General features: G+C 30.5%; 23 protein-coding genes and 1 other RNA gene. 9 read left to right on the forward strand and 15 right to left on the reverse strand.

What is annotated here, in order from left to right; translation table 11 throughout:
- Positions 1-55 precede the first annotated feature (55 nt).
- Positions 56-1,684 (forward strand): multidrug ABC transporter permease/ATP-binding protein, encoded by a 1,629-nt coding sequence (locus CAMP18498_RS06295; protein ID WP_337198034.1) that lies wholly within the window; start codon positions 56-58, stop codon positions 1,682-1,684.
- A gap of 9 nt (positions 1,685-1,693) precedes the next feature.
- The gene (locus tag CAMP18498_RS06300; protein WP_337198035.1) at positions 1,694-2,167 is read left to right on the forward strand and encodes a GlcG/HbpS family heme-binding protein; all 474 of its coding nucleotides are present in this window, start codon (positions 1,694-1,696) and stop codon (positions 2,165-2,167) included.
- Between the two features lie 23 nt (positions 2,168-2,190).
- Here the strand turns inward: CAMP18498_RS06300 and cgb are convergent, their stop codons facing one another.
- Positions 2,191-2,619 carry a single-domain globin Cgb gene (gene cgb / locus CAMP18498_RS06305; RefSeq protein ID WP_263677516.1) on the reverse strand — a complete coding sequence of 143 codons (429 nt, stop codon included), beginning with the start codon at positions 2,617-2,619 and terminating at the stop codon, positions 2,191-2,193.
- Positions 2,620-2,809: 190 nt separating this feature from the next.
- On the opposite strand from cgb, the gene CAMP18498_RS06310 reads away from it, so the two are divergent.
- From CAMP18498_RS06310 to CAMP18498_RS06325, 4 genes are all read left to right on the forward strand, one after another.
- Positions 2,810-3,814, forward strand: coding sequence for an extracellular solute-binding protein (locus CAMP18498_RS06310; protein WP_263675022.1), 1,005 nt, complete (start codon positions 2,810-2,812; stop codon positions 3,812-3,814).
- A gap of 19 nt (positions 3,815-3,833) precedes the next feature.
- The gene (locus CAMP18498_RS06315; RefSeq protein ID WP_337198036.1) at positions 3,834-5,417 is read left to right on the forward strand and encodes an ABC transporter permease; all 1,584 of its coding nucleotides are present in this window, start codon (positions 3,834-3,836) and stop codon (positions 5,415-5,417) included.
- Positions 5,417-6,397, forward strand: a complete 981-nt coding sequence (locus CAMP18498_RS06320) for an ABC transporter ATP-binding protein (RefSeq protein WP_337198037.1) — start codon at positions 5,417-5,419, stop codon at positions 6,395-6,397. Before CAMP18498_RS06315 ends, CAMP18498_RS06320 begins: the two co-directional genes overlap by 1 nt.
- Positions 6,398-6,480: 83 nt before the next feature.
- Positions 6,481-7,704, forward strand: coding sequence for an HD domain-containing protein (locus tag CAMP18498_RS06325; RefSeq protein ID WP_039629186.1), 1,224 nt, complete (start codon positions 6,481-6,483; stop codon positions 7,702-7,704).
- Between the two features lie 4 nt (positions 7,705-7,708).
- Here the strand turns inward: CAMP18498_RS06325 and ffs are convergent.
- Positions 7,709-7,806, reverse strand: an RNA gene (gene ffs, locus CAMP18498_RS06330) — signal recognition particle sRNA small type.
- A gap of 52 nt (positions 7,807-7,858) precedes the next feature.
- Between ffs and CAMP18498_RS06335 the strand changes: the two genes are divergently transcribed.
- A complete protein-coding gene (locus tag CAMP18498_RS06335) occupies positions 7,859-8,302 on the forward strand; it encodes a hypothetical protein (protein ID WP_337198038.1) in 444 nt (147 codons plus the stop codon).
- A 10-nt stretch (positions 8,303-8,312) separates the two neighbouring features.
- Here CAMP18498_RS06335 and CAMP18498_RS06340 read toward each other — a convergent pair whose 3' ends face one another.
- Genes CAMP18498_RS06340 through CAMP18498_RS06360 form a run of 4 tightly spaced genes read right to left on the reverse strand, consistent with a single transcriptional unit; the run spans position 8,313 to position 13,026 of the window.
- Entirely contained in the window at positions 8,313-9,938 is a 1,626-nt protein-coding gene (locus CAMP18498_RS06340; protein WP_337198039.1) for a flagellar hook protein FlgE, read from the reverse strand.
- Positions 9,939-9,942: 4 nt separating this feature from the next.
- Complete coding sequence (locus tag CAMP18498_RS08005) at positions 9,943-10,950, reverse strand: flagellar hook capping FlgD N-terminal domain-containing protein (protein WP_442867725.1); 1,008 nt, start codon at positions 10,948-10,950, stop codon at positions 9,943-9,945.
- Between the two features lie 51 nt (positions 10,951-11,001).
- The gene (gene fliK, locus CAMP18498_RS06355; RefSeq protein WP_337198040.1) at positions 11,002-12,684 is read right to left on the reverse strand and encodes a flagellar hook-length control protein FliK; all 1,683 of its coding nucleotides are present in this window, start codon (positions 12,682-12,684) and stop codon (positions 11,002-11,004) included.
- Between the two features lie 3 nt (positions 12,685-12,687).
- On the reverse strand, positions 12,688-13,026 hold the full coding sequence (locus CAMP18498_RS06360) for a hypothetical protein (RefSeq protein WP_257942172.1): 339 nt from the start codon (positions 13,024-13,026) through the stop codon (positions 12,688-12,690).
- A 127-nt stretch (positions 13,027-13,153) separates the two neighbouring features.
- Between CAMP18498_RS06360 and typA the strand changes: the two genes are divergently transcribed.
- Positions 13,154-14,962 (forward strand): translational GTPase TypA, encoded by a 1,809-nt coding sequence (typA, locus tag CAMP18498_RS06365; RefSeq protein WP_039629177.1) that lies wholly within the window; start codon positions 13,154-13,156, stop codon positions 14,960-14,962.
- A complete protein-coding gene (locus CAMP18498_RS06370; RefSeq protein ID WP_337198041.1) occupies positions 14,962-15,594 on the forward strand; it encodes a poly(A) polymerase in 633 nt (210 codons plus the stop codon). Before typA ends, CAMP18498_RS06370 begins: the two co-directional genes overlap by 1 nt.
- A gap of 11 nt (positions 15,595-15,605) precedes the next feature.
- Here CAMP18498_RS06370 and CAMP18498_RS06375 read toward each other — a convergent pair whose 3' ends face one another.
- From CAMP18498_RS06375 to frr, 9 genes are all read right to left on the reverse strand, one after another.
- The gene (locus CAMP18498_RS06375; RefSeq protein WP_337198042.1) at positions 15,606-15,908 is read right to left on the reverse strand and encodes a carbonic anhydrase family protein; all 303 of its coding nucleotides are present in this window, start codon (positions 15,906-15,908) and stop codon (positions 15,606-15,608) included.
- A gap of 52 nt (positions 15,909-15,960) precedes the next feature.
- Complete coding sequence (locus CAMP18498_RS06380) at positions 15,961-16,323, reverse strand: carbonic anhydrase family protein (RefSeq protein ID WP_337198043.1); 363 nt, start codon at positions 16,321-16,323, stop codon at positions 15,961-15,963.
- A gap of 103 nt (positions 16,324-16,426) precedes the next feature.
- On the reverse strand, positions 16,427-17,056 hold the full coding sequence (locus tag CAMP18498_RS06385) for a protein-L-isoaspartate(D-aspartate) O-methyltransferase (protein ID WP_337198082.1): 630 nt from the start codon (positions 17,054-17,056) through the stop codon (positions 16,427-16,429).
- Positions 17,057-17,146: 90 nt separating this feature from the next.
- A complete protein-coding gene (gene dsbI, locus CAMP18498_RS06390; protein WP_337198044.1) occupies positions 17,147-18,664 on the reverse strand; it encodes a disulfide bond formation protein DsbI in 1,518 nt (505 codons plus the stop codon).
- A 10-nt stretch (positions 18,665-18,674) separates the two neighbouring features.
- Complete coding sequence (gene dba, locus CAMP18498_RS06395; protein WP_039619427.1) at positions 18,675-18,842, reverse strand: disulfide bond formation protein Dba; 168 nt, start codon at positions 18,840-18,842, stop codon at positions 18,675-18,677.
- Between the two features lie 124 nt (positions 18,843-18,966).
- Positions 18,967-19,989, reverse strand: a complete 1,023-nt coding sequence (locus tag CAMP18498_RS06400; RefSeq protein WP_337198045.1) for a ribonucleotide-diphosphate reductase subunit beta — start codon at positions 19,987-19,989, stop codon at positions 18,967-18,969.
- A complete protein-coding gene (locus CAMP18498_RS06405) occupies positions 19,986-20,402 on the reverse strand; it encodes an RDD family protein (RefSeq protein ID WP_263664044.1) in 417 nt (138 codons plus the stop codon). Before CAMP18498_RS06405 ends, CAMP18498_RS06400 begins: the two co-directional genes overlap by 4 nt.
- Positions 20,402-21,010, reverse strand: coding sequence for an orotate phosphoribosyltransferase (gene pyrE, locus CAMP18498_RS06410; protein WP_337198046.1), 609 nt, complete (start codon positions 21,008-21,010; stop codon positions 20,402-20,404). The genes CAMP18498_RS06405 and pyrE overlap by 1 nt, the downstream gene beginning before the upstream one ends.
- Positions 21,011-21,012: 2 nt before the next feature.
- Positions 21,013-21,570, reverse strand: a complete 558-nt coding sequence (gene frr, locus CAMP18498_RS06415) for a ribosome recycling factor (RefSeq protein ID WP_337198047.1) — start codon at positions 21,568-21,570, stop codon at positions 21,013-21,015.
- Positions 21,571-21,578 lie beyond the last annotated feature (8 nt).

A 21,578-nucleotide genomic window follows, 5' to 3' on the forward strand; every position in this document is an offset into this window, starting at 1 on the left:
ATTACTATTGTGTATTCTAGTATATAATATTTATTATATTATAGGTTTTTTTGATATGCAATTTATATTGATACTTTTTAAAGAAAATAAATTAAAAATCATTCTTTTTTTGCTTTTTAGTATTTTTACGAGTATATTAGGTGTATTGACTTTAGTTTTTATCAATGAGTTTTTATTAAAAACTAGTCTTGAAAACTCAAATATCATTGTGTATTTTGTACTTTTATTGCTTGTGTTTTTTGCGAGTTCTTCTTTTGTAGAAATTGCTCTAAGCTCGTTTGGGCAAAGTTTTATTTTTAAAATGCAAAGAATGGTTGTAAAGCAAATTTTAGATACAAGTGTTTTGAGTATTTTAAACACCACCAAAGCAAAGATTTTAGCTTCTTTAAATAATGATGTGCGTAGTATTTCTTTTGGACTTTTAAGACTTCCTGAATTTATACAATCAAGTGTTTTAATTATTTGTGTAAGTGCTTACATAGCTTACCTTTCTTTAGAAATTTTCTTTTTGTGTTTAGCATGGATAGTGTGTGTTTTTTTGGTAGATAATTTTTTGATGAGCAAAGTGTATTTTTATTTTAAAAATGCTAGAGAAAATGATGATGCTTTGCAAAAAAACTATCAAAATATTTTACAAGGACATAAGGAACTAACCTTAAATCCTTTAAGGGCGAAGTATTATTATGAAAATGAGTTTGAAAAAAATGCTCTGAAAAAGAAAAAAAGTTCCGCTATGGGAAATATCTTGCATATTTTATCTAACAACTGGAGCAATAGTGCTATGTTAGCTTTAGTAGGAGTGGAGTTTTATATAGCTTTAAGCTATGAACTTGCTAGTTTGCAAAGTGCTACGACTATTGCTTTGAGTGTGCTTTTTTTAAGAGCGCCACTTGGAGCTATGATAGGAAGTTTTCCTACGCTTATGATGGCAAAAATCGCTTTAGATAAAATTTCAAATTTAAATTTAGAAAATTATTCTCATGAGTTTAAACTCAGTCAAAATAAAAAAACTTGGCAAAAACTTTCTTTTAAGGATGTGTCTTTTGCATACAATGAAAAATTTGCACTAAAACCTTTAAATTTTGAGCTTAAAAAAGGCGAATGTGTATTTTTAATAGGTAAAAACGGTAGTGGTAAATCTACTTTTTCTATGATTTTAGCAGGGCTTTTTACAGACTTTAAAGGAAGTATTTTTTTAGATGATGAAAAAATAACTTCAGAAAATATTTATGAGTATAGAAGTTTAATTAGTGCTATTTTTAGTGATTTTCATTTGTTTGAGCATGTTTTAGAAGATGAGAAATTTAGCAAAGAGGATTTAGCATATTGGCTTGAAATTTTAGAGCTAAATGAAAAAGTAGAGCTTGTAGAAAATACTTTTAGTACTATAAAACTTTCAGCTGGACAAAAAAAGCGTCTAGCTATGCTTAATGTTTTGCTTGAAAAAAGAGATATTTTGATCTTAGATGAGTGGGCCGCTGATCAAGATCCTATGTTTAGAAAGTTTTTTTATACTAAACTTTTGCCACTTTTAAAGCAAAAAGGTATTACTATATTTGCTATAACTCATGATGATGTGTATTTTGATATGGCTGATAGAATTTTACTCGCACAAAATGGTCAAATTTGTGAATTAAAAGGCAATATAAAAGAACTAGCAAAAAATGCGGTAGAAAAATTTTAAAGGAAAAAAATGAAAAAATTACTTATTTTATGTGTATTTTTAGGAGTAAGTTTAATGGCAAAATCTTTTGAGCTTGTAAAAGAGCCTGTGCTAACTACACAAATGGTTGAAGGGATTTTGGAGCTTGCAAAGAAAGAAGCAAGAAAAAATAGCTTTTATGTAAGTATTACCATAGTAGATAAATCTGGTCAAATTTTAGCGGTTTTAAGAGATGATAAAGCGGGTGTGCATACGCTTAATGCTAGTTATAAAAAAGCTTACACAGCCACTTCACAAAAAAGAGAAACAGCGATTATTTTTAAAGGTGTAAAAGAGGGTAAAATACCTGAAGATATTCGTTATTTAGATGATAAGTTTTCTATTATGCCTGGTGGGGTGCCGATTTTTATAGATGGAGTTGTTGTTGGTGGTATAGGTGTGGGTGGAGCACACTTAGATGAGGATGTAAAAATAGCTAAAGCAGGGATAGCGTTTTTAAAATAGGCTTTGAAAATCAAAGCCTATGATTACTTAGCTTTTGCATAAATTTCTTTTTCAATGTCTATGTAAAATTGTGCGATAGCTTTGTAAGCTTCTTCCCAAGCTTTTAGCGTAGTTTCATCTGCATTTAGTACTACTTTAATAGCCTTTAAAAGACAAGCACCGACTATAGGATAATGTTCTTCTTTGACATTTAATTTTGTATGAGTGATAGCTACTTTATCAACAAAGCTTCTCATATTTTCTAAATTTTCTACATTTTTTGCCGCCATTAAAATAGCCATTGCTAAAGCTTTTGGTTGCTCGCCTGAAGCTTGTTTTTCCATATTAAACATAGGTTTTACTTCAGGGTACTCTTCGAACATGATTTTATAAAATTCTTTAGTTAAAACTTCGCCATTTTTTTGTAAAATCGGCACGCAGTCTTTGATGATTTGAATTTGTTCTTGTGTCATTTTTTCTCCTTTGTATATTGTATTTTTTATGATTATATAAAAATAAGAGAAAAAATATCTTGATTTATGTTAATTTTGTATCATTTTATTTTAAAATGATTATGTGTATCAATTTAAGTAAATATAAAGTGAATTATTAATATAATAATCCTTATCAATTTCAAAATTTAAAATTAAGGAAATTTATAAAATGAAAGCAAAAGTAGTTTTACTATCTTTACTAGCTGCTATGAGTTTAAGCGCTCAAGAGCTTACGATTTATTCTCATCGTCATTATGATAGCGATAAAGGAATTTTCAAATTATTTCAAGAAAAAACAGGCATTAGTGTAAATGTGGTGCAAGCTAAAGCTAATGAGCTTGCTAAAAGATTAGAGGTTGAGGGTAAAAATTCAAAAGCAGATTTATTTATGACTGCTGATGCGGGAAATTTAGAACAAGTTCGCACAAATAATCTTTTTGTTTCAGTTAGCTCACCTGAGTTAGAAAAACTTTCTCCAAAAGAATTGAGAGGTAAAAACAACGAATGGTATGCTTTTACAACAAGAGCAAGAATCATCATCGCTTCTAAAGATAGAATTAAAGATGGAGAGATTAAAACTTATGAAGATTTAACTGATCCTAAATTTAAAGGTAAAGTTTTAGTAAGAAGTTCAAATAATGTTTATAATATCTCTTTACTAAGTGCAATGATTGATACCTTGGGTAAAGAAAAAGCAAAAGAATGGGCTCAAGGCATAGCAAATAATCTTGCACGCACTCCAAAGGGTGGGGATCGTGATCAAATTCGTGCGATTTACGCAAAAGAAGGCGATGTAGCTATATCAAATAGTTATTATCTAGGACATTTAGCAAACTCAAAAAATCCTAAAGATGTTGAAGCTGCAAATTCAGTAAAAGTGATTTTTCCAAACCAAGATGATAGAGGAACACATATCAATGTAAGTGGTATAGGTGTTTTAAAAACTTCTAAAAATAAAGAAGCTGCGGTTAAATTTATCGAGTTTATGCTTTCAAAAGAAGCGCAAGAAATTTTAACAAACCAAAATTATGAATATCCGGTAAATAAAGAAGTAAAACCTGCTAAAATTTTACAATCATGGGGTGAGTTTAAAATCGAAAAACCAAATTTTGAAGCTTACTGGGGTAATGCTAAAGAAGCTTTAATGATTTTTGATGAAGTTCAATGGAAATAATTTTAAGGAAAAATAAAATTTGAAATTTTTAAGTCTAAGGTGGTCTTTTGCCACCTTTTTTTTCTGTAGTTTAATCATACTGCCTATACTTGCTATTATCTTACACCTTCCTTTTATAGATATTAACACCTTAAAACATTTGAGTAAAAATGTCTTGCCACGATATATTTTTGGTAGTGCTTTTATATTGTTTGGTACTTTAGTGCTGTGTTTGATTATAGGTTTAGTTAGTGCTTATTTGATAGCTTTTTATAAATTTTTTGGCTCGAAATTTTTTGAATGGTTTTTGATTTTACCTTTGGCTATACCTTCTTATGTGATGGGTTTTGTTTGGATTGATTTATTTGAATTTCAAGGTTTAATTCCCACGCTTTTAGGTGTTGATAGGCGTATAGATATCATGAATGCATATGGTGTGATTGTGATTTTATCTTTTGCGCTTTATCCTTATGTGTATTTTTTTGCTAAAAATACTTTTGCTTATGGACTTGGAAATATCATTTTAAGTGCTAAAACACTTAAGGCTTCTAATTTAAAAACATTTTTTAAAGTGATTTTGCCATTTTGCCGTGTGGGTATAGTGGGTGCTTTGCTGTTAGTGGCTATGGAGGTTTTGAGTGATTATGGCTTGGTGGCGTATTTTGGCGTAGATACTTTTAGTGCAGGAATTTTTAGAACATGGGGAAGCGGTGGTGATGAAGTGAGTGCTGTGGCTTTAAGCGTGGCTTTGCTTGTGTTTATCGCACTTTTAATGCTTTTAGAAAAAATTCAAAGAGGTAAAAAAGGTTTTAATCAAAATGTATTTTTACCTACTCCAAAAGATGAGTTAAAAGGCTTTAAGGCATTTTTAGCCTTTTTATGGTGCTTTTTAGTAGCATTTTTAGCCTTTGTTGTGCCTATTATGTGGCTTGTTTATTGGGCTGGGTTTGATTTTATGCAAAATTTAAGCAATGTCTTAACACCTGCATTTTATAGTCTTAGCGTAGCTTTGGTGAGTTCTTTTGCTATTGTGGGAGTGGCATTTTATTTGTGTTTTGTGGTGCGTTTAAATGATACAAAAGCTTCTAAAATCATCCTTTGGCTTACGACTTTGGGGTATTCTTTACCTGGAGCTGTGGTAGCTGTGGGAATTTTAGTGATTTTGGGTGCGTTAAATTATATTTTTGATCTTTTATCTTTTGAGTATGCCATAGGTGGTGGATTTTTAGTGCTGTTTTTTGGATACTTTGTGAGATTTTTGGCTTCAGGGGTTTTTGCAACTCAATCAGGCTATGAGCGAATTTCTAAAAACATAGACTATGCAAATTTAACCTTAAAATCAAAACCATTTAAAATTTTCACTCAAATTTATTTTCCTTTGATGAAGCATTATTTAGCTTTAGCTGTGGTGATTATTTGTGTGGATATTTTAAAAGAATTGCCTATTTCAACTATACTTTCACCTTCAGGTTTTCAAACGCTTTCATCGCTTGTATTTGCTTATAGTGAAAATGAGTTAATTTATAATGTTTCTTTGCCATCTTTGATTATAGTATTATTTGGGATTATCCCTACATTTTTAATGCATTATTTGCAAAATAAAAACAACCAAAAAGGACAATAATGGAAATCTTAAAAATTGACAATCTTTACAAATCTTTCGGAAAAACAGAGGTTTTAAAAGGAATTTCTTTGAGTTTAAGAGAAGGCGAGATTGTCAGTATTTTGGGAGAAAGTGGCTGTGGTAAGAGTTCCTTGCTTGGTTGTATAGCTGGTTTTTTTGAAATCAATGATGGTAGTATTTATATAGGGGGTAAACTAGTTGCTTCTAAGAGTGTGTATTTAGCCCCGCAAGAGCGTGATGTGGGAGTTTTGTTTCAAGACTATGCTTTGTTTCCGCATTTAAATGTAGAAGAAAATATATGCTTTGGTATAAGCTCTTTAAGTAAAAACGAGCAAAAACAAAGACTTGATGAAGTTTTAGAAATTTTAAATTTAAATGCACTTTTAAAGCGCTATCCAAATGAACTAAGCGGTGGGCAAGCCCAAAGAGTAGCACTAGCAAGAACCATAGTTGCAAGGCTAAAAATCATACTTTTTGATGAGCCTTTTTCAAATTTAAATCACACTTTAAGCGTTAAAATGCGCAAAGAAATCAAAAATATCTTAAAAGAGCATAAGCTTAGTGCTATTTTTGTTACGCATGATAAAGACGATGCTTTTTACTTATCAGATAATATCGCTTTGATTAAGGATGGAAAAATTTTAGACTATGGAAGTGCTAAAGAGCTTTTTTATAAGCCTAAAAATATAGATAGTGCTTGCTTTTTGGGAGAAGCATTTTTTATAGATCCAAATACAATTTTAGATGAGAATTTCAAAGCATATTTACAAAGTAAAAATGGCATTTTACGCCCCAATGATATACAAATTTCAACTTCACAAACCCCTCTAAAAGCTAGCGTTTTAGAATGTGTATTTTATGGGGATTTTTATGAGCTAAGTGTGAGTTTGGAAGGACATATTTTTAGTATTTATCATCATAAAGAACTTAGTAAAAATGATGAAATTTATCTTAAGTTAAGCGATAGAGAAATTTTTTAATCACTCTAATTCATTTCCAAATATATCTAAAATTTGCTAAAGATTATAAAATAAAGTAAAATCACAGCAAAAAAAGGAAATAAATGATTAGTGTAGAATTAATAGAGCATATTTTTAAAGCTGCTTCTATATCAAGGTGGAATGATTATCCTAGAATGACAAATTTAGTCGAGCTTGATAAACAAGCGCATAAATTCATCATTGCTTATTTCATTGCTAAAATGGAAAAAGATGTCAATATGCGCTTTATCATAGAAGCGGGGATTTTTGAGTTTTTAAGTAGGGTAGTAGTGACTGATATACGCCCTGATGTATATCATGAAATAACGCGTGCAAAAAATGAGCAGGTAAGCGCTTGGGTGTTAAGTAAAATCGCACCGATGATTCAAGATATTGAAAATGGTGAGTTTTTAAAACGCTATGAGCTTTTTTTACAAGGTAAAGATTATGCGAAAGAAAGGCTTATTTTAAAAGCTGCTTCGTATTTTGCGACAAGGTGGGAGTTTAATATAGTTTATCAAACTAGCTCGTTTTTAAGTGATATCGATGAGATTAAGGCTAAGGTTGAAGAAGAATTAGAAGATTATTATGAATTAATCGGTGCAAGAAAAATAGCTCTTAATCAAAAAATTTCTAAAATAATCGATCTAAGCGGACGCTTGCGTTTTCAAAAAAGATGGGCGCAAACCCCAAGGATTCCTGAAACTGCCGTTTTGGGACATATGCTTGTGGTAGCTATTTTGTCTTATTTTTATTCTTTAGAAGTAAAAGCATGCGATGGTAGAATAGAAAGCAATTTTTATTGCGCTTTGTTTCATGATTTGCCTGAAAGTTTAACTAGAGATATTATCTCTCCGGTAAAATATGGCATAGATGGTTTAAATGAAATCATCAATGAATATGAAATGAAGCTTATTAATGAGAAAATTTTACCTTTTATACCACTATCTTTTAGAGAAGAATTTAGCTATATACTTGGTATTAGAGAAGGACAAAATGAAGAAAGTGCCTTTGTAAAAAATGAATTTGAAAATCGTATTTTCAATAACAAGCCAAGTGTTTATAGTGGTAGTTTAGATGCGGTAAATGAGGATCGTTTTAAGGCTATTGATGGAAAGGCTTTGAAGTATTGTGATAAATTAGCAGCTTTTATAGAAGCAGCTTTGTCAATTAGCTATGGAGTAAAGTCTAAAGAGCTTGAAAGTGGTTTTGTAGGAATGTATGAGTATTTTAAAACAAATCCGACTATTAATGGGGTAAATTTCTTTAGAATTTGTGAGGATATTAAAGGGTATTTTAAACTTTAAAAACCCTCTCCCAGATGACTGCGGCACACACTAAGTCTAAGTGCTCTGCTGTGTTCCCACCCTGAAGCGGTGCTTAAAAATAGCATTGCACAGGTCTAAGAGAAGGCAGTTGAAATAATATCTTAAAATATCTTAAAAAAAATTGAGGTGAAGTATGTTGAGTATATTTGCAAACTTTTTATCTAAATTTAGAGAATTTTTTGTTCCTAGTCATTTGTCTTTAGAATTTAGAGCAAAATCTTTTGCTGCTATTATCGTGGCAAATAAAAATATAAAAGCAGAAATTTGGCAAGTTTTAGCTGATATTGCAAACGAAGTTTATCCAAATGATAAAAGTAGACAAGCTATCTTAGTACAAACTTCTAAAGAATACGTAGATAGAGTTTTAAAAAATGAGCTTAGTTTAGATGCTTTACTTAAAAATATTGCTTTGCTTTTAAAGAAAAATCCAAGATATGCAAAAAAGATTAATTTTCATAGGCTTGAGCGTTTGATGGATAAAAACGAAGAAGAAGCTTTAGTGCAACTTAGAGTTTATGAGTTTTTTGAGCAAGAAATAAAATATATTTTAGAAAAAAATTCAAAAGAACCATCATGAAAGGCTAAAATTAGCGTTTCATGTTGATTGCTTTTTGTATCATTTGATCAGCTGTTGTGATACTTTTACTGCTTGAATCATAAGCTTTTTGTAAAGTGATTAAATTTGTAAAAGCTACCGATAAATCTACATTAGATTGTTCTAAATAAGAGCCTTTAAAGGTTGCTGTGCTGAAATTTCCATTAGCATCAAGCAAAAAGGTTGGATTGCCACTGTTGCTAGTTTGTCCATAAAGATTTTCTCCTAGCTTTTCTAAGCCTTGCTCGTTTGTAAAATTAAACAAAGCAAGTTTTGCCATAGCTATTTGATCCCCATTAGTAAAAGTGGCTATGATAGTACCATCTGTGTTAATAGAATAATTATTTAAAAACCCCTCGCCCTTGCCATCTGTTTGCGTATGCACTGAAGGTTGTTTGTTTTGTAAGGCATGAAGTCCATCATAACCTGAATTTGGTATATTTGGATCATAATATGAACCAAGATTTATATTAACTCTTGTACCGTTGTTATCTACCGAATTTAAGGTATTAGAAACTAAAGCTCCAGCTTCATTAAAGGTGATTAAACCCTCGGTAGTTCCACCTATTTTATTGCCATCGTTACCATACACTTGTGCAACGGCTTTGTATTCTAAGTCTGTGCCATTTTGTGGCAAAACTCTATCTAATTTAACTCTTACCCAACTAATAGAACCATCAGGATTGATTAGTTTTGCAGAAAGTTCTGAACTATCAGCTACTTCTTTTTCTACGCTTAAATGAGATGATTCTAATTTAGCTGTTTCTAAGTCTACTTTATCTAGTTTTTGATTATCAATGCTAAAAGCTAAATTTTCATCTAAAGTAGCTTGCAATGTTTGACTAGCACCTTTTTCATCGGTGATTTTAAAATATATAGTATCGCCAGGTTTTAAGCCATAAATTTGCTCATCTTTTACACTACCTGAAATTTTTACACTACCATCTTCATTTTTACTAAATTCAAATTTAGAAGCATCTACATCTATATTTACAGCTTCTGTTTTTGTGCTTGTGTCTAAATTGCCACTCCAAGTGATATTTTGTGTTGACTGAGGTGGCAAATAAAGATTTTTAGGTACAGAAATAGGTCCTTGAGTATTAACTCCACCCATTTGGAAATTTTGCCCAGGTGTTCCACTCCAAGCTGTGGTAACTTTTTGTCCCATAACTTGACCAAACATATTTGAAACCCTATCGCTTAGTTGAATTTCTTTTAATGATGGATTCATAGTTCCAAGCACATAATTTCCGTTTGAATCTACTAAAAAGCCATTTGCATCAGGTTTAAAAGCACCATTTCTAGTATAATAAACCCCATTGCCATTACTTACACCAAAAAATCCTTTTCCAGCAATAGCCACATCAAATTCATTATCAGTAGAAACTAATGGTCCTTGTTCAAAAATATCATTAGTAGCTCCTGCTACACTACCATAACCAGTTTGACCTTTATTATATGATTGCGTTGTTACGGTGCTATAAAATACATCTTTGAAAGCTACATCAGAGTATTTAAAACCGACTGTATTAACATTGCTTATATTATGAGCAGTATTATCTATACCATAACTTTGGGATTTTACTCCATTTACCCCATTATAAAATGCTGTAAACATGATTTTATCCTGTAATTTCTTTAATATCTTCCCATTTAACCCAGCTACCGCCCATACCAACTAGAGCTTCGCCATCTTCAAATTTAACACCGGTAATTGGGTATGCACCATAAGTTGAGTTTACTGTTGTTCCATCTTCGCCTATATAGTTTGCTCTTACATAGTATTTGCCAGATGGTACAGGATTTCCACTATCATCGGTTCTATCCCAAACAATTTGTTTCATACCAGCAGTCATATCTTTAACTTTCATTGTTCTTACAGGATCGCCTGCTTCGTTATAAATAGTAAATGTTACAGGTTCACTATCTGATTTATAAGCTGAATCAATCTTAGCTGTTTTGATATCAACGCTTGGAGTATGTCCTATAACCTTAAAGGTTTGATCTTCTCCAACTACTGCTTTAACAGTTTCTTCTTGGCCTTTATCATCAACTAATTTTACATATATAGTTTCTCCAGGACCTGCTATTTCTTTATCTACCTTACCCGTGATATCTAGTTTATCCTCGCCATTTTTCTTAAGTTCAAAACCTTCAATATCAATATCAGTTTTTTTACCTTTTTGTGGTTCTTGTGGTAAATACATATTAATTTGAAATTGTATATCATCATCTGCCACTACAAGATAATTATCCTTAACCGTTGCAAGTTTTCCAACCGCAGCTAATGCACTCATACCAGTACTTGCTGCAATAGAATTTTGTAATTTAGTCATTGCTACTACAAGCTGAGTCATAGTTTTATTAGTATTATCTTGCATTTCAAGTGCTGAAAGTTGTGCTGTTTGAGTAAGCATTTTTTCAGTATCCATAGGATCAGTTGGATCTTGATGTTGAAGTTCTATCAAAAGAAGCTTTAAAAATGCATCCTTGTCTAGTTCTGCTCCAGGGTTATAAATCAACCCACTATCGCCTTCCCCAGCTCTAGCATTTCCTTTAGCATTTGGCATATCTTTGGTGTTAAGTGCTGCTAAAGGACCTTGAAGAGTTTGTGTATTTATATTTGACATAAAAATCCTTTTTTATATGTTTTTAAAGCTTAAAGCAAAAAATATTCCATACTAAAAATACTTAGCTAAAACCATCTCTAAGCTTGGTTTTTCTTGAATTTCTTTTTCAAAATTCACCTTATCTTCTTTATTATTGTTGTTTTTTTGTTTTTGTGGATTATTTTGCTCTTTTCTTTCTTGGTTGTTAAAATTCATTTCTAAATTTGTAAAGCCCATATTTACAAGAGCATTTTTAAACTCAGCTTGATGCTGTATGAAAAGATTTAAAGTATTTTGATTAGAATTAAAGCTGATGTTTAGGTTAGATCCTCTTTGGACTAAAGTGACTTCTACTTCTCCTAGATTGTGCGGGTTTAGAGTTATACTAAAGCGAGTTATAGGCGCTTTATAGCTTTCTAGTTTTTCTTTAAATTCTTGAGCAAAATCATTGAAAGTTTCTTTCATAGGAATATTTTGATTTTTTATAAAATTATTAGAAACTCTATTCATTTCTTTCACATAAGAATTTAAATTTTCCTCACTATGATCTTTTTCATCTTTTATAACTTCTTTAGTGCTTTTAAAAATATCACTAAAATTGTCTGTGTTTTGAGTATTTTTGTCTGTTTTTAATTGTTTGTCTTGAGTGTTTAGTAAATTTTCTAAGTTAATTTTCAAATCTTGATTTTGATTTTGTAAATTTTGGATATTTTTTGTATTTGTTAATTTGGTTTTTAAATCTTTTGAATTTTCTAAAACAGAACTTATTTTTTTACTAAAGTTATCTTCGCTAGTGGTTAGCTTTTCATTTTTTAATATTTCTTTAAAATCTATCTTTTCTTTGTCTTTAATTTCTTTTTTTAAGTTTGAATTTTGAGTTAGATTGATAAGCTCAATATCGTTTAGTTTATCATTTTTACTAATATTTTTTATATTTTTTGTGTCTTTGATTTCTTTGTTATCTTGAATTTTTTCTACTAATTTTTCTTTAAAATCTATGTTTTGAATATTTTCTTTTGCTTTTATATCTTTTTTTGGAAGTTCTATATTTTTTAAAGCAGAAGAAAGCAAAGAAACACCTTTATTTTCTTTGCTTTTTGCATTTTTGTTTGTATTTGGTTCTTCTTTTAAAAGTTTGGTAATTTTTTGATTGATTAAATCTTGAAAAACATTAGTATTGTTTTGTTTTTGTGGTTCAATTAAGTCTTTATTATTTAAATTTGGTGTTTTAAAAAAGCCTTTTTTGTCTAAATTTGGAAAGGCTTCTTTTAAATCTTTAATTTGCTCAAATTTTATATTTTTTATGTTTAATCCAAGCTCTTTTGCTACATTAAAAAGCTCATTAATATTTTTTATATTTTTTAGCTTGTGCAAGTTTTTTTCAAGAGCTAAAATAGCAGTATTATCTTGGACAAGTTTGTTTAATTTTATATCCTTGCTATCGCTTTGTAAAACCTCTAATAAAGAAAGAATTTGCATAAAACTTGCACCTTCAAAAAGCTTTATAGCATCTTTTTCATCTAGTGAAAGTTTATCATTGGTTTCTTTTAAGTCTTTATCTTTGCTTGTGTTCTCTTTTTGTGGTGCTTTAAAGTCTTTTGATATACTTCCATCTTTTTCATTTATTGCTTGCAATAAGGAATTTAAAAATTCCTCTCTATCGCTTTGTGAATTAGTACTTTCTTTGCTAGGATTTTCATTTTGTGGAGCGATGCTTAGTAAGTTTAAAGCATCGCCTGCTTGGATATTTGACATTAATTAACCTACTAAAAAATTATTTTTTGCTAAATTTGGAAATAAATTTTGCAATTGTGCTGCACAATCAAGTTTTAAATTTTCATGAGAAAGATTAAAGTTTTTAAATATTACTAACAATTCTTCTATATTTTTAGCGCTTAAAACTGCATTTTCATTATGAGCATCATCTAAAATTTCACTTACTTTGCTTGAAAGCTTTGCATAGTTTAATTCTTTTTCTTCGTTTGAATTTACAACTTCTAAATAATTTAAAAGTTCCATAAAATGCTTACTATTTAAAACTGAAGTTCCTTGTTTTTCTAAGTTAGCGTTAAAGATTTGAGTATTTAGGTTTGACATATTTTTCTCCTTAAAAATAATTCTTATCCAAGATAAAAGCAACAAGTGTTCCAATTTGCTAATCTTAATTTTTAAGCATTTTTTTTATATAATATTAGATTTTAAATTTAAGACTTTGGAGAAAAACTTGGACAATATTAGAAATATAGCCGTTATAGCTCATGTTGACCATGGTAAAACAACGATGGTAGATGAGCTTTTAAAGCAATCAGGAACTTTTAGCGAGCGTGAGCAAATAGCAGAGCGCGTAATGGATAGCAACGATATAGAAAAAGAAAGAGGTATTACTATACTTTCTAAAAATACTGCTATTAATTATAAAGGCACCAAAATAAACATCATAGACACTCCAGGCCATGCTGATTTTGGTGGTGAAGTTGAGCGTGTGTTAAAAATGGTTGATGGGGTTTTGCTTTTAGTTGATGCACAAGAAGGGGTTATGCCTCAAACTAAATTTGTGGTAAAAAAGGCTTTATCTTTAGGGCTTAAACCTATTGTTGTTATTAATAAAATCGACAAACCGGCTGCTGATCCTGAAAGAGTAATCAATGAAATTTTTGATCTTTTTGTGGCTTTAGAAGCAAATGATGAGCAACTTGATTTTGCAGTAGTATATGCAGCTGCTAAAAATGGTTATGCAAAACTTGCACTTGAAGATGAAAGCACCAATATGGAGCCATTGTTTAAGACTATACTTGAGCGCGTACCTGCTCCAAGTGGTAGTGATGAAAATCCTTTACAGCTTCAAGTTTTTACTCTAGGTTATGATAATTTTGTTGGTAAAATAGGTATTGCAAGAATTTTTAATGGTAAAGTAAAGAAAAATCAAAATGTAATGCTTGCTAAGGCAGATGGTTCTAAAATCAATGGAAGAATTTCAAAGCTTATTGGTTTTATGGGTCTAGAAAAAATGGACATTGAAGAAGCGGGGACAGGCGATATTGTAGCGATTGCAGGTTTTGAAGCTTTAGATGTGGGAGATAGTGTGGTAGATCCAAACAACCCTATGCCACTTGATCCTTTACATATAGAAGAACCAACTTTAAGCATAGTATTTTCAGTAAATGATGGTCCTTTAGCAGGTACTGAAGGCAAGCACGTAACTTCAAATAAAATCGCAGAACGCTTAGAAGCTGAAATGAAAACTAATATTGCCATGAAATATGAAAGCACAGGCGAGGGTAAATTTAAAGTAAGTGGAAGAGGCGAGCTTCAAATAACTATCTTGGCTGAAAATATGCGTAGAGAAGGTTTTGAGTTTTGTATGGGAAGACCTGAAGTTATCGTTAAGGTAGAAGATGGTGTTAAAACAGAGCCGTTTGAGCATTTAGTGATTGATGTGCCTGATGATTTTACCGGAGTGGTAATTGAAAAACTAGGTAAAAGAAAAGCTGAAATGAAAACTATGACACCAACTGGAGATGGTCAAACAAGACTTGAGTTTGAAATTCCTGCACGCGGGCTTATAGGATTTAGATCACAATTTTTGACAGATACTAAAGGCGAGGGTGTGATGAACCATAGCTTTTTAGAGTTTCGTCCATTTAGCGGAGCGGTTGAAAAAAGAAATAATGGTGCGTTAATTTCTATGGAAAATGGTGTTGCGCTAGGATATTCTTTATTTAACTTACAAGATAGAGGGGTATTGTTCATTGATCCTCAAACAAAAGTATATACGGGTATGATTATAGGCGAGCATTCACGTCCAAATGATTTAGATGTTAATCCTATTAAAGGTAAAAATTTAACGAATGTTAGGGCAAGTGGTAGTGATGATGCGATTAAGCTTGTACCGCCTAGAAAATTAAGCCTTGAAAGAGCATTAGAGTGGATAGAAGAAGATGAGCTTGTAGAGGTTACTCCACAAAATATTAGAGTTAGAAAAAGATATCTTGATCCTACTCAAAGAAAAAGAATGGAAAAGGCTAAGTCTTAATGGATTTTGAAGCCATAAGACAAGCTTTAAATAAAAGACTCAAAGCTTTGCAAATTTTAGCATTTGCTGAAGCTTTGGTTATATTTTTTCTTGCTTTTCAATTTAGCAAAGATGTGATTATAGCTTTGTTTTTTGCTGTTTTAGCAGGAGTTTTGTTTTTTAGAATTTTAGGAAGAAAGCTTATGTGGGGACGCAATGAGCTTGTATTTAAAATGTGTGAAGAATTTTTAAAACAAAACAATGCTAAATTTGATAAACAAGGCTTTTATCAGAAAGATTTTGAAAAAATTGCTTTTGACTTTTCTTTAAAAACTTATCATTCTCAAAATTCTTTTATTTTTGATGATTTTATTCTTTATGATGTGAAATTTAAAGATGAATTTGGGAATTTCTTTTGTGGAATTTTGCTTTATAGTAAGAAATTAAAAAAAGACATTAGTTCAAGTGAAAGTATTTTTGAAAAAGTAAAGAATAAAGAATTTTCTACACAAAGAGTTTTGAAAAAAGATGATTATTTGCTTATAGCAAGTTTGAAAAATCCTTTTTTTGCTGATTTAAAAATTTCAAGTGAGTTAAATTTTAAACTTTTTAGAACTAATTTAGAAAAAATTCAAGCTTTTATACATGATTAAGTTTAGCTTACTTAATCATTTTGTTCTAAATTATTAATTTCTTGTATTTTTAAATTCTCATTTTTTCCCATTAAATTTTGTATGGTTTGGATTTGCTCTTTAGAAGCATAGTTCATATCTTTTAAAACTATCCAAGTGATTTTTTGATTACAAGGCTTGTTGAGTTTATTTTTAAAGATATAAAAAGATTGAAGATCATTTGGTAATAACTCATTAGCGCTTAAGCCTTGAACATAAAGCTTATCGCCTTCTTTTTTAGGAAAAGCACGGATGATTAAAAGGATTTTCCATACCTTCTTGTAAAAACAGCACACGCCTTTTTGACTTACATGACTAAAATGAATTTCTAAAGGATAAGACTTTTTATCAATATAAATTTGATGGGCTATGGAAGTGAAAATGCGATAAATTATAGGCTGTATTATCTAGCACGATATGACTTCCATTGCTTGCAAAATGCATTTTTATGGTATAACCATCATTTATTAAACCAAAAGAATCGTTTAAATAGTTAAATTCTAAAGAATGATTCTTGCTTGTAGCCTTTTTGCTATTTATATTGATAAAATCTTGATTTAAACCACTTTCACAATAAATCCAGTTTTTATCTAAATTTTTCCATTTATCTTTGTCTATGAAATTTCCATGTGAGGTATTTTGGGGTATTTGTTCATAGGCAAAAAGCATGCTAGTGGTAAATAAACCAAAAAGTATTTTTTTAAAACTCATAATATTCCTTTTTTAGTATAATTATAAAAAAATAAATCCTACAAGAAGCTTATGTTTAAAAATAATTATATTAAAATTAAATATTTACCTAAAATTAGTAGGATTATTCTTTACCATCTTTGATGGGTACAAAAAGACATTCATCTAAAACTTCTTTGCTAATCTCGTCATCTTTTTTGGTAAATTTAGTGATAAATTGTTGATTTCCTATGAGTAAAGGAGCTATTAAAATTCCATTGTTTTCAAGTTGATCAAATAATACATTTGGAATATGCTCTATATAAGCTGAGAGTAAAATTCTATCATAAGGTGCATAATTTTTCCAACCATTTTGCCCATCATCAAATTTTACATGAATATTAGCATAGTTTAGTTTTTTAAATTTTTCTATAGCGCTAATTGCAAGTTTTTCAATGCGTTCTATGGTAAAAACTCTTCTAATAAGCTTACTTAAAATTGCAGCTTGATACCCGCTACCACAACCTATTTCTAAAACACTATCAGCATCTTTAAAATCAAGCGCCATAGTCATTTTAGCCACGGTTAAAGGCGAGCTTATCCATTGATTTCCCATTAAAGGAAGCGCATCAAGTCTATAAGCATGCATTTTTAAAGGTGAAAAAATTTCTCTTGGAGTAGAACAAAAAGCTTCAAATAATTCTTCATTGATGAAAGTATTTTTGCGAATTTCTTCTGCCATAGTTTGACATTGTTTTTGTTCAAATATATGAATCAATAAGCACTCCTTGATAAAAAGCGTTATTTTATCTTAAATTTTATTTATCTAGCTTTAAAATCCTTAAGGCGTAAAAACGCCTTAAGATTAATCAAGTGTATAAAGGATGTTTGACCCATCTTGATAAGATAAGATGTGCATTTTGCTATCTTTAAAGAATAGGCTTCTTGCATTAGTTATATTTTCCGGATAAGAAATAGTTTTTACAACTTCTTCTTTATCTAGATCAATTACAGCAATAACATTATGCTTTTTACTTAATGCATAAATTTTACCATCTTTAAATGCCATTGAAGTTACATAAAGATCGCCCAAAGTTTTTCCTTCTTTTAGTTCAGCTTTAGGAGTAAACTCAGCTGAAAGAACTCTATCTGCTAAAGAAATTTTGGAAATTACAAAAGTTTTAGCGTCTTTATTATTTGGAACGGTAGCAAGATACATATATTTTCCATCTGTTGTTGTGCTTAAAACATGATGGAATTTAGCTCTAACTGTATCAATTCTACCACGACCAAGATCTTTACCTTGTCCTTCGAAATTATTTGCTCCTCTCATAAAATCAGCATATTGTAATGCTTCATCTGCATTAGGATTTTGAGCAAATCTTAAGAAGGATTTATTAGAACCCATTAAGATGTATTTGTTATCTAAATAAGGAATAATTCCTACGATAGGATTAATTGTAGCTGAAAAATATGGATCTAATAGAAAATCTGTTTTAGTGCTAAAATTATCATCTAAGAAAAATACTTCCCATTTAGAGCTTGCAACATACTCTCCATTAATATAATCAAGAGTATTAATAGGCTTAGGAAAATCAATTTTTGTTTCATTTGTTATTTTTAGATTTTCATCAATACTTGCAAATGGAGTATTGCTGATATTATTATCAAACTGAATGCCTAGTTTTTCACTAGCAGGTGCAAAAGCAAAATCAGGTTCTTTAACATCGCGTTTTCCTAAGAAAGAAACACTTTTCCAACTTTTACTCCAGCCTGAATCAGACCAAATGATGTATTTAGGATTTAAGCTAAAACGAACCGGATCACCTTGCCCACTATATGGAACAGGACCAGTGCTTACGAAAGCTTGGAATACATTTGAAGCTACAATAAAAGCAACAATAATCATAGCAGCTAGGTTAAATTTAGTTAATTTTCTAAAGCTAGCCCCTTCCATTTCTTTTTCAAAAGAACCAAATTTTGGAGCAAAGGCAAAAATAACACCAAGCAATAAAACTACAGCCCAAAATACCACTTCGGCCCAAAAATAAGTATGTAAACCAAAAATAGGTAAACCAAAACCTTGATCAAGATCACGATGCGCATGACCACTTATATGATTAAATGATTGCCATAAACCAAAAGCAGTCGCGATTAAAAGGAAAGCTAAAAATTTACCTTTCATGCCATAACGCACAATAAATAAAGCTGCCACACCGATATAAATCATTGATTCTCTTTGGCCCCAACAAGAAGTACAAGGACTATCACCTAGCATATAACCAAAGATTAAATTTGCAGTTCCAACAGGCATTAAGATAACCAAAAAACCTGCTAAACACATTAAAAAGTAGAAGAATTTAGTTTTGTTAATATCACACATATTTGCCACCTTATAGATTCATTAGGCCTAAGATTGCGCCTGATTTGCGACCTAAATAGTCAAATACCATAATAGCCCATGAAATTACAAGTATAGAAAAAGCTAGTTTTTCTTTTTCTGGTTTAACTATCATGAGAACTATGGCGATAAAGATTAACAAAAGTTCTAAAAACTCCATAATTACTCCTTATAAATAAAATAAAAACCGCCTATTCTACTATATTAGAATAAATAAAAATAAAATATTAAATTGAAAAATAGATTTGATTTAAAAAATGTAATAAAATGAGTAGTTTTGTGACTTAAAAGTCATCAAAACTTAAGCTTCCTTTGGAGTAATTTGTAACTTTACTTTCAAAAAAATTGCTCTTTTGATCATTAAATTTAGAAAAATCATCCACCCATTTAATAGGATGTTTTGCATTATAAATTTTATCAAGATTGATAGCAATTAGTCTTTGATCAACGAGATAGTGAATATACTCTTCTATAATATCATCTGTAAAGCCCATGATTTGATTTTGAGTGATGTATTTACCCCATTTAATTTCAAGTTCACCTGCTTTTTTAAACATATCATAGATTTTACTTACATTGGTATCATTAAATAAATCAGGTCTTTCTTTGCGTACAGAATTAATCATATTTTGAAATAATAACAAATGTGTAATCTCATCTCTTTGTATAAAGCGTATCATTTGCGCTGAACCTAGCATTTTTCCTGCGCGTGCTAAAGCATAAATAGCGGTAAAACCACTGTAAAAATATACCCCTTCTAAAATTTGATTTGCTACCATTGCAAGTAAGAGTTTATTATCATCTACTTCACCGGCTAATTCTTCATAAATACTTGAAATGAAATCATTTTTTTCTCTTAAAGTTTCATCGTATTTTTCCATTTCATAAATTAGGTCCGTATTTTCACAGATTGCTTCAACCATTACCGCATAAGATTTTGAGTGATTTGCTTCTTCATAAGCTTGTCTTGCTAAAACTGCATTGATTTCAGGTGCTGTGATGTAAGGATTGATATTATCAGCAAGATTATTTGTTTGAAAACTATCCATTGAGATAAGTTGAGACCAAACTAAATCATACATTCTTTTTTCTGCTATAGTTAGATTACAACGATAATCAAGCGCGTCTTTAGTTGTATCCACTTCTTTTGGAAACCAAGTATTTGCTTCCATTAAATCCCAAAGCTTTAAAGCCCAAGTGTATTTTGCTTTAGTAAAATTTAAAATGCCATGAGGATTACCATTAAATACTTTTCTATCATTTAAAGTTTCATTTGATTTTGGATTATAAATTCTTTTTCTATTCATTTTTCTACCTTTGTGACAATAACACTTTGGCTTAAAATATCATGCAAAGCCAAAGTATCTTTTCTTAAAAAACTTACCAAAAACCCAATCAATAAACCAAAACTTACGATAAAAATTATATAGCGTAAGAGTATTCTAAAAAAATTAAGTTTTTGGCCATTTTTAAGATCAATTAAATATAAATCATAAGCTTTAAGTCCAGGACTTTGGGCTTTTTTTGCTAAAAATAAGGCCTGTATAAGCCCAAAAAGCAAAGAACATAAAAAAATTATAAGTTGATTGTTTAAAAAGGCTTCTTTAGAGCCAAGTGTAAAATAAAATAAATATAAAACAGGCACATAAAGCAAAAATAGATCAATCAAAAAAGCTTTAAATCTTAAAAAGCGAGTAGCTATTTTTGCTTTAGTTTTCATTAGTTTCCACGACTACCAGGTTTGATAGCTTTGGTGCCTTTTTCACAAAGTGGACAAGCATTTGCTTCATAAATATCAAATTCAAAATTTCCTAGTGCAAAAAGTGGTAAATTTTCAGGCAATTTCGCGTTTTCTTTTCTTGGATTGTTTAAATTTTTTACCGCGCAAAAACCACGATTTGCTAAAGCTGCAAAGCCTACTACTTCCCCACCTAAGCTTTCGATGATTTTTGCACTCTCAAGTGCAGAACCACCTGTTGTAATAATATCTTCACAAACGATAAATTTTTCACCTTTTTTTACTTCAAAACCACGTCTAAGACTCATTACTCCTTCTACGCGCTCAGTGAAAACAAAGCGTTTATTGCAAGCTCTAGCAAGCTCATAACCTGCTAAAATTCCACCCAAAGCAGGGGAGCAAATGCTATCAAATTCAATGTTAAAACTAGCAATAACTTTTGCAAGCTCCTTGCAAAGCTCACCCGCTAGTTTTGGATTTTCTAAAACTTTAGCACTTTGAAGGTAAAACTCAGAGTGTTTTCCTGAGCTAAGTAAGAAATGCCCTTGTAGGTATGCTCCACAATCTTTATAAATTTGTTCTAAGTTCATTATCAAACCTTTAAAAGTTCTGCTTCTTTATTTTTAACTAATTCATCTACTTTTGCTGTGTAATTATCAGTTTGTTTTTGGATTTCATCATAAGCTTTTTTAGCTTCATCTTCTGAAATTGCTTTATCTTTTTCTAGTTTTTTAACTGCATCATTTGCATCTTTTCTAATGTTTCTAATGGCTACTTTAGCCTTTTCTCCCATAGCTTTAGCATTTTTAGCATTTTCTTCTCTTTGTTCTCTTGTCATAGGTGGAAAGAATAATTTTACACTTTCACCATCATTGTTTGGATTTACTCCTATATTTGCTGCAGCTATAGCACTTTCTATGGCTTTTAGCATTGATTTTTCCCAAGGAGTAATGCTAATAGTTGAAGCATCGGTTGCTAAAACTGTTGCTACTTGATTAAGCGGGGTTGCACTACCATAATAATCTACATGAATATGATCAAGTATATTGATATTTACTTTACCAGTTCTTATAGTGGTAAAATCTTTTTTTAAAGCCTCTAAGCTTTTGTCTGATTGTTGTTTTTGCTTGGTATAAATTTCATTTAGCATGATTTTTC

The sequence above is a fragment of the Campylobacter sp. W0066.2 genome (genome assembly GCF_024723515.1).
Taxonomy (GTDB): domain Bacteria; phylum Campylobacterota; class Campylobacteria; order Campylobacterales; family Campylobacteraceae; genus Campylobacter_D.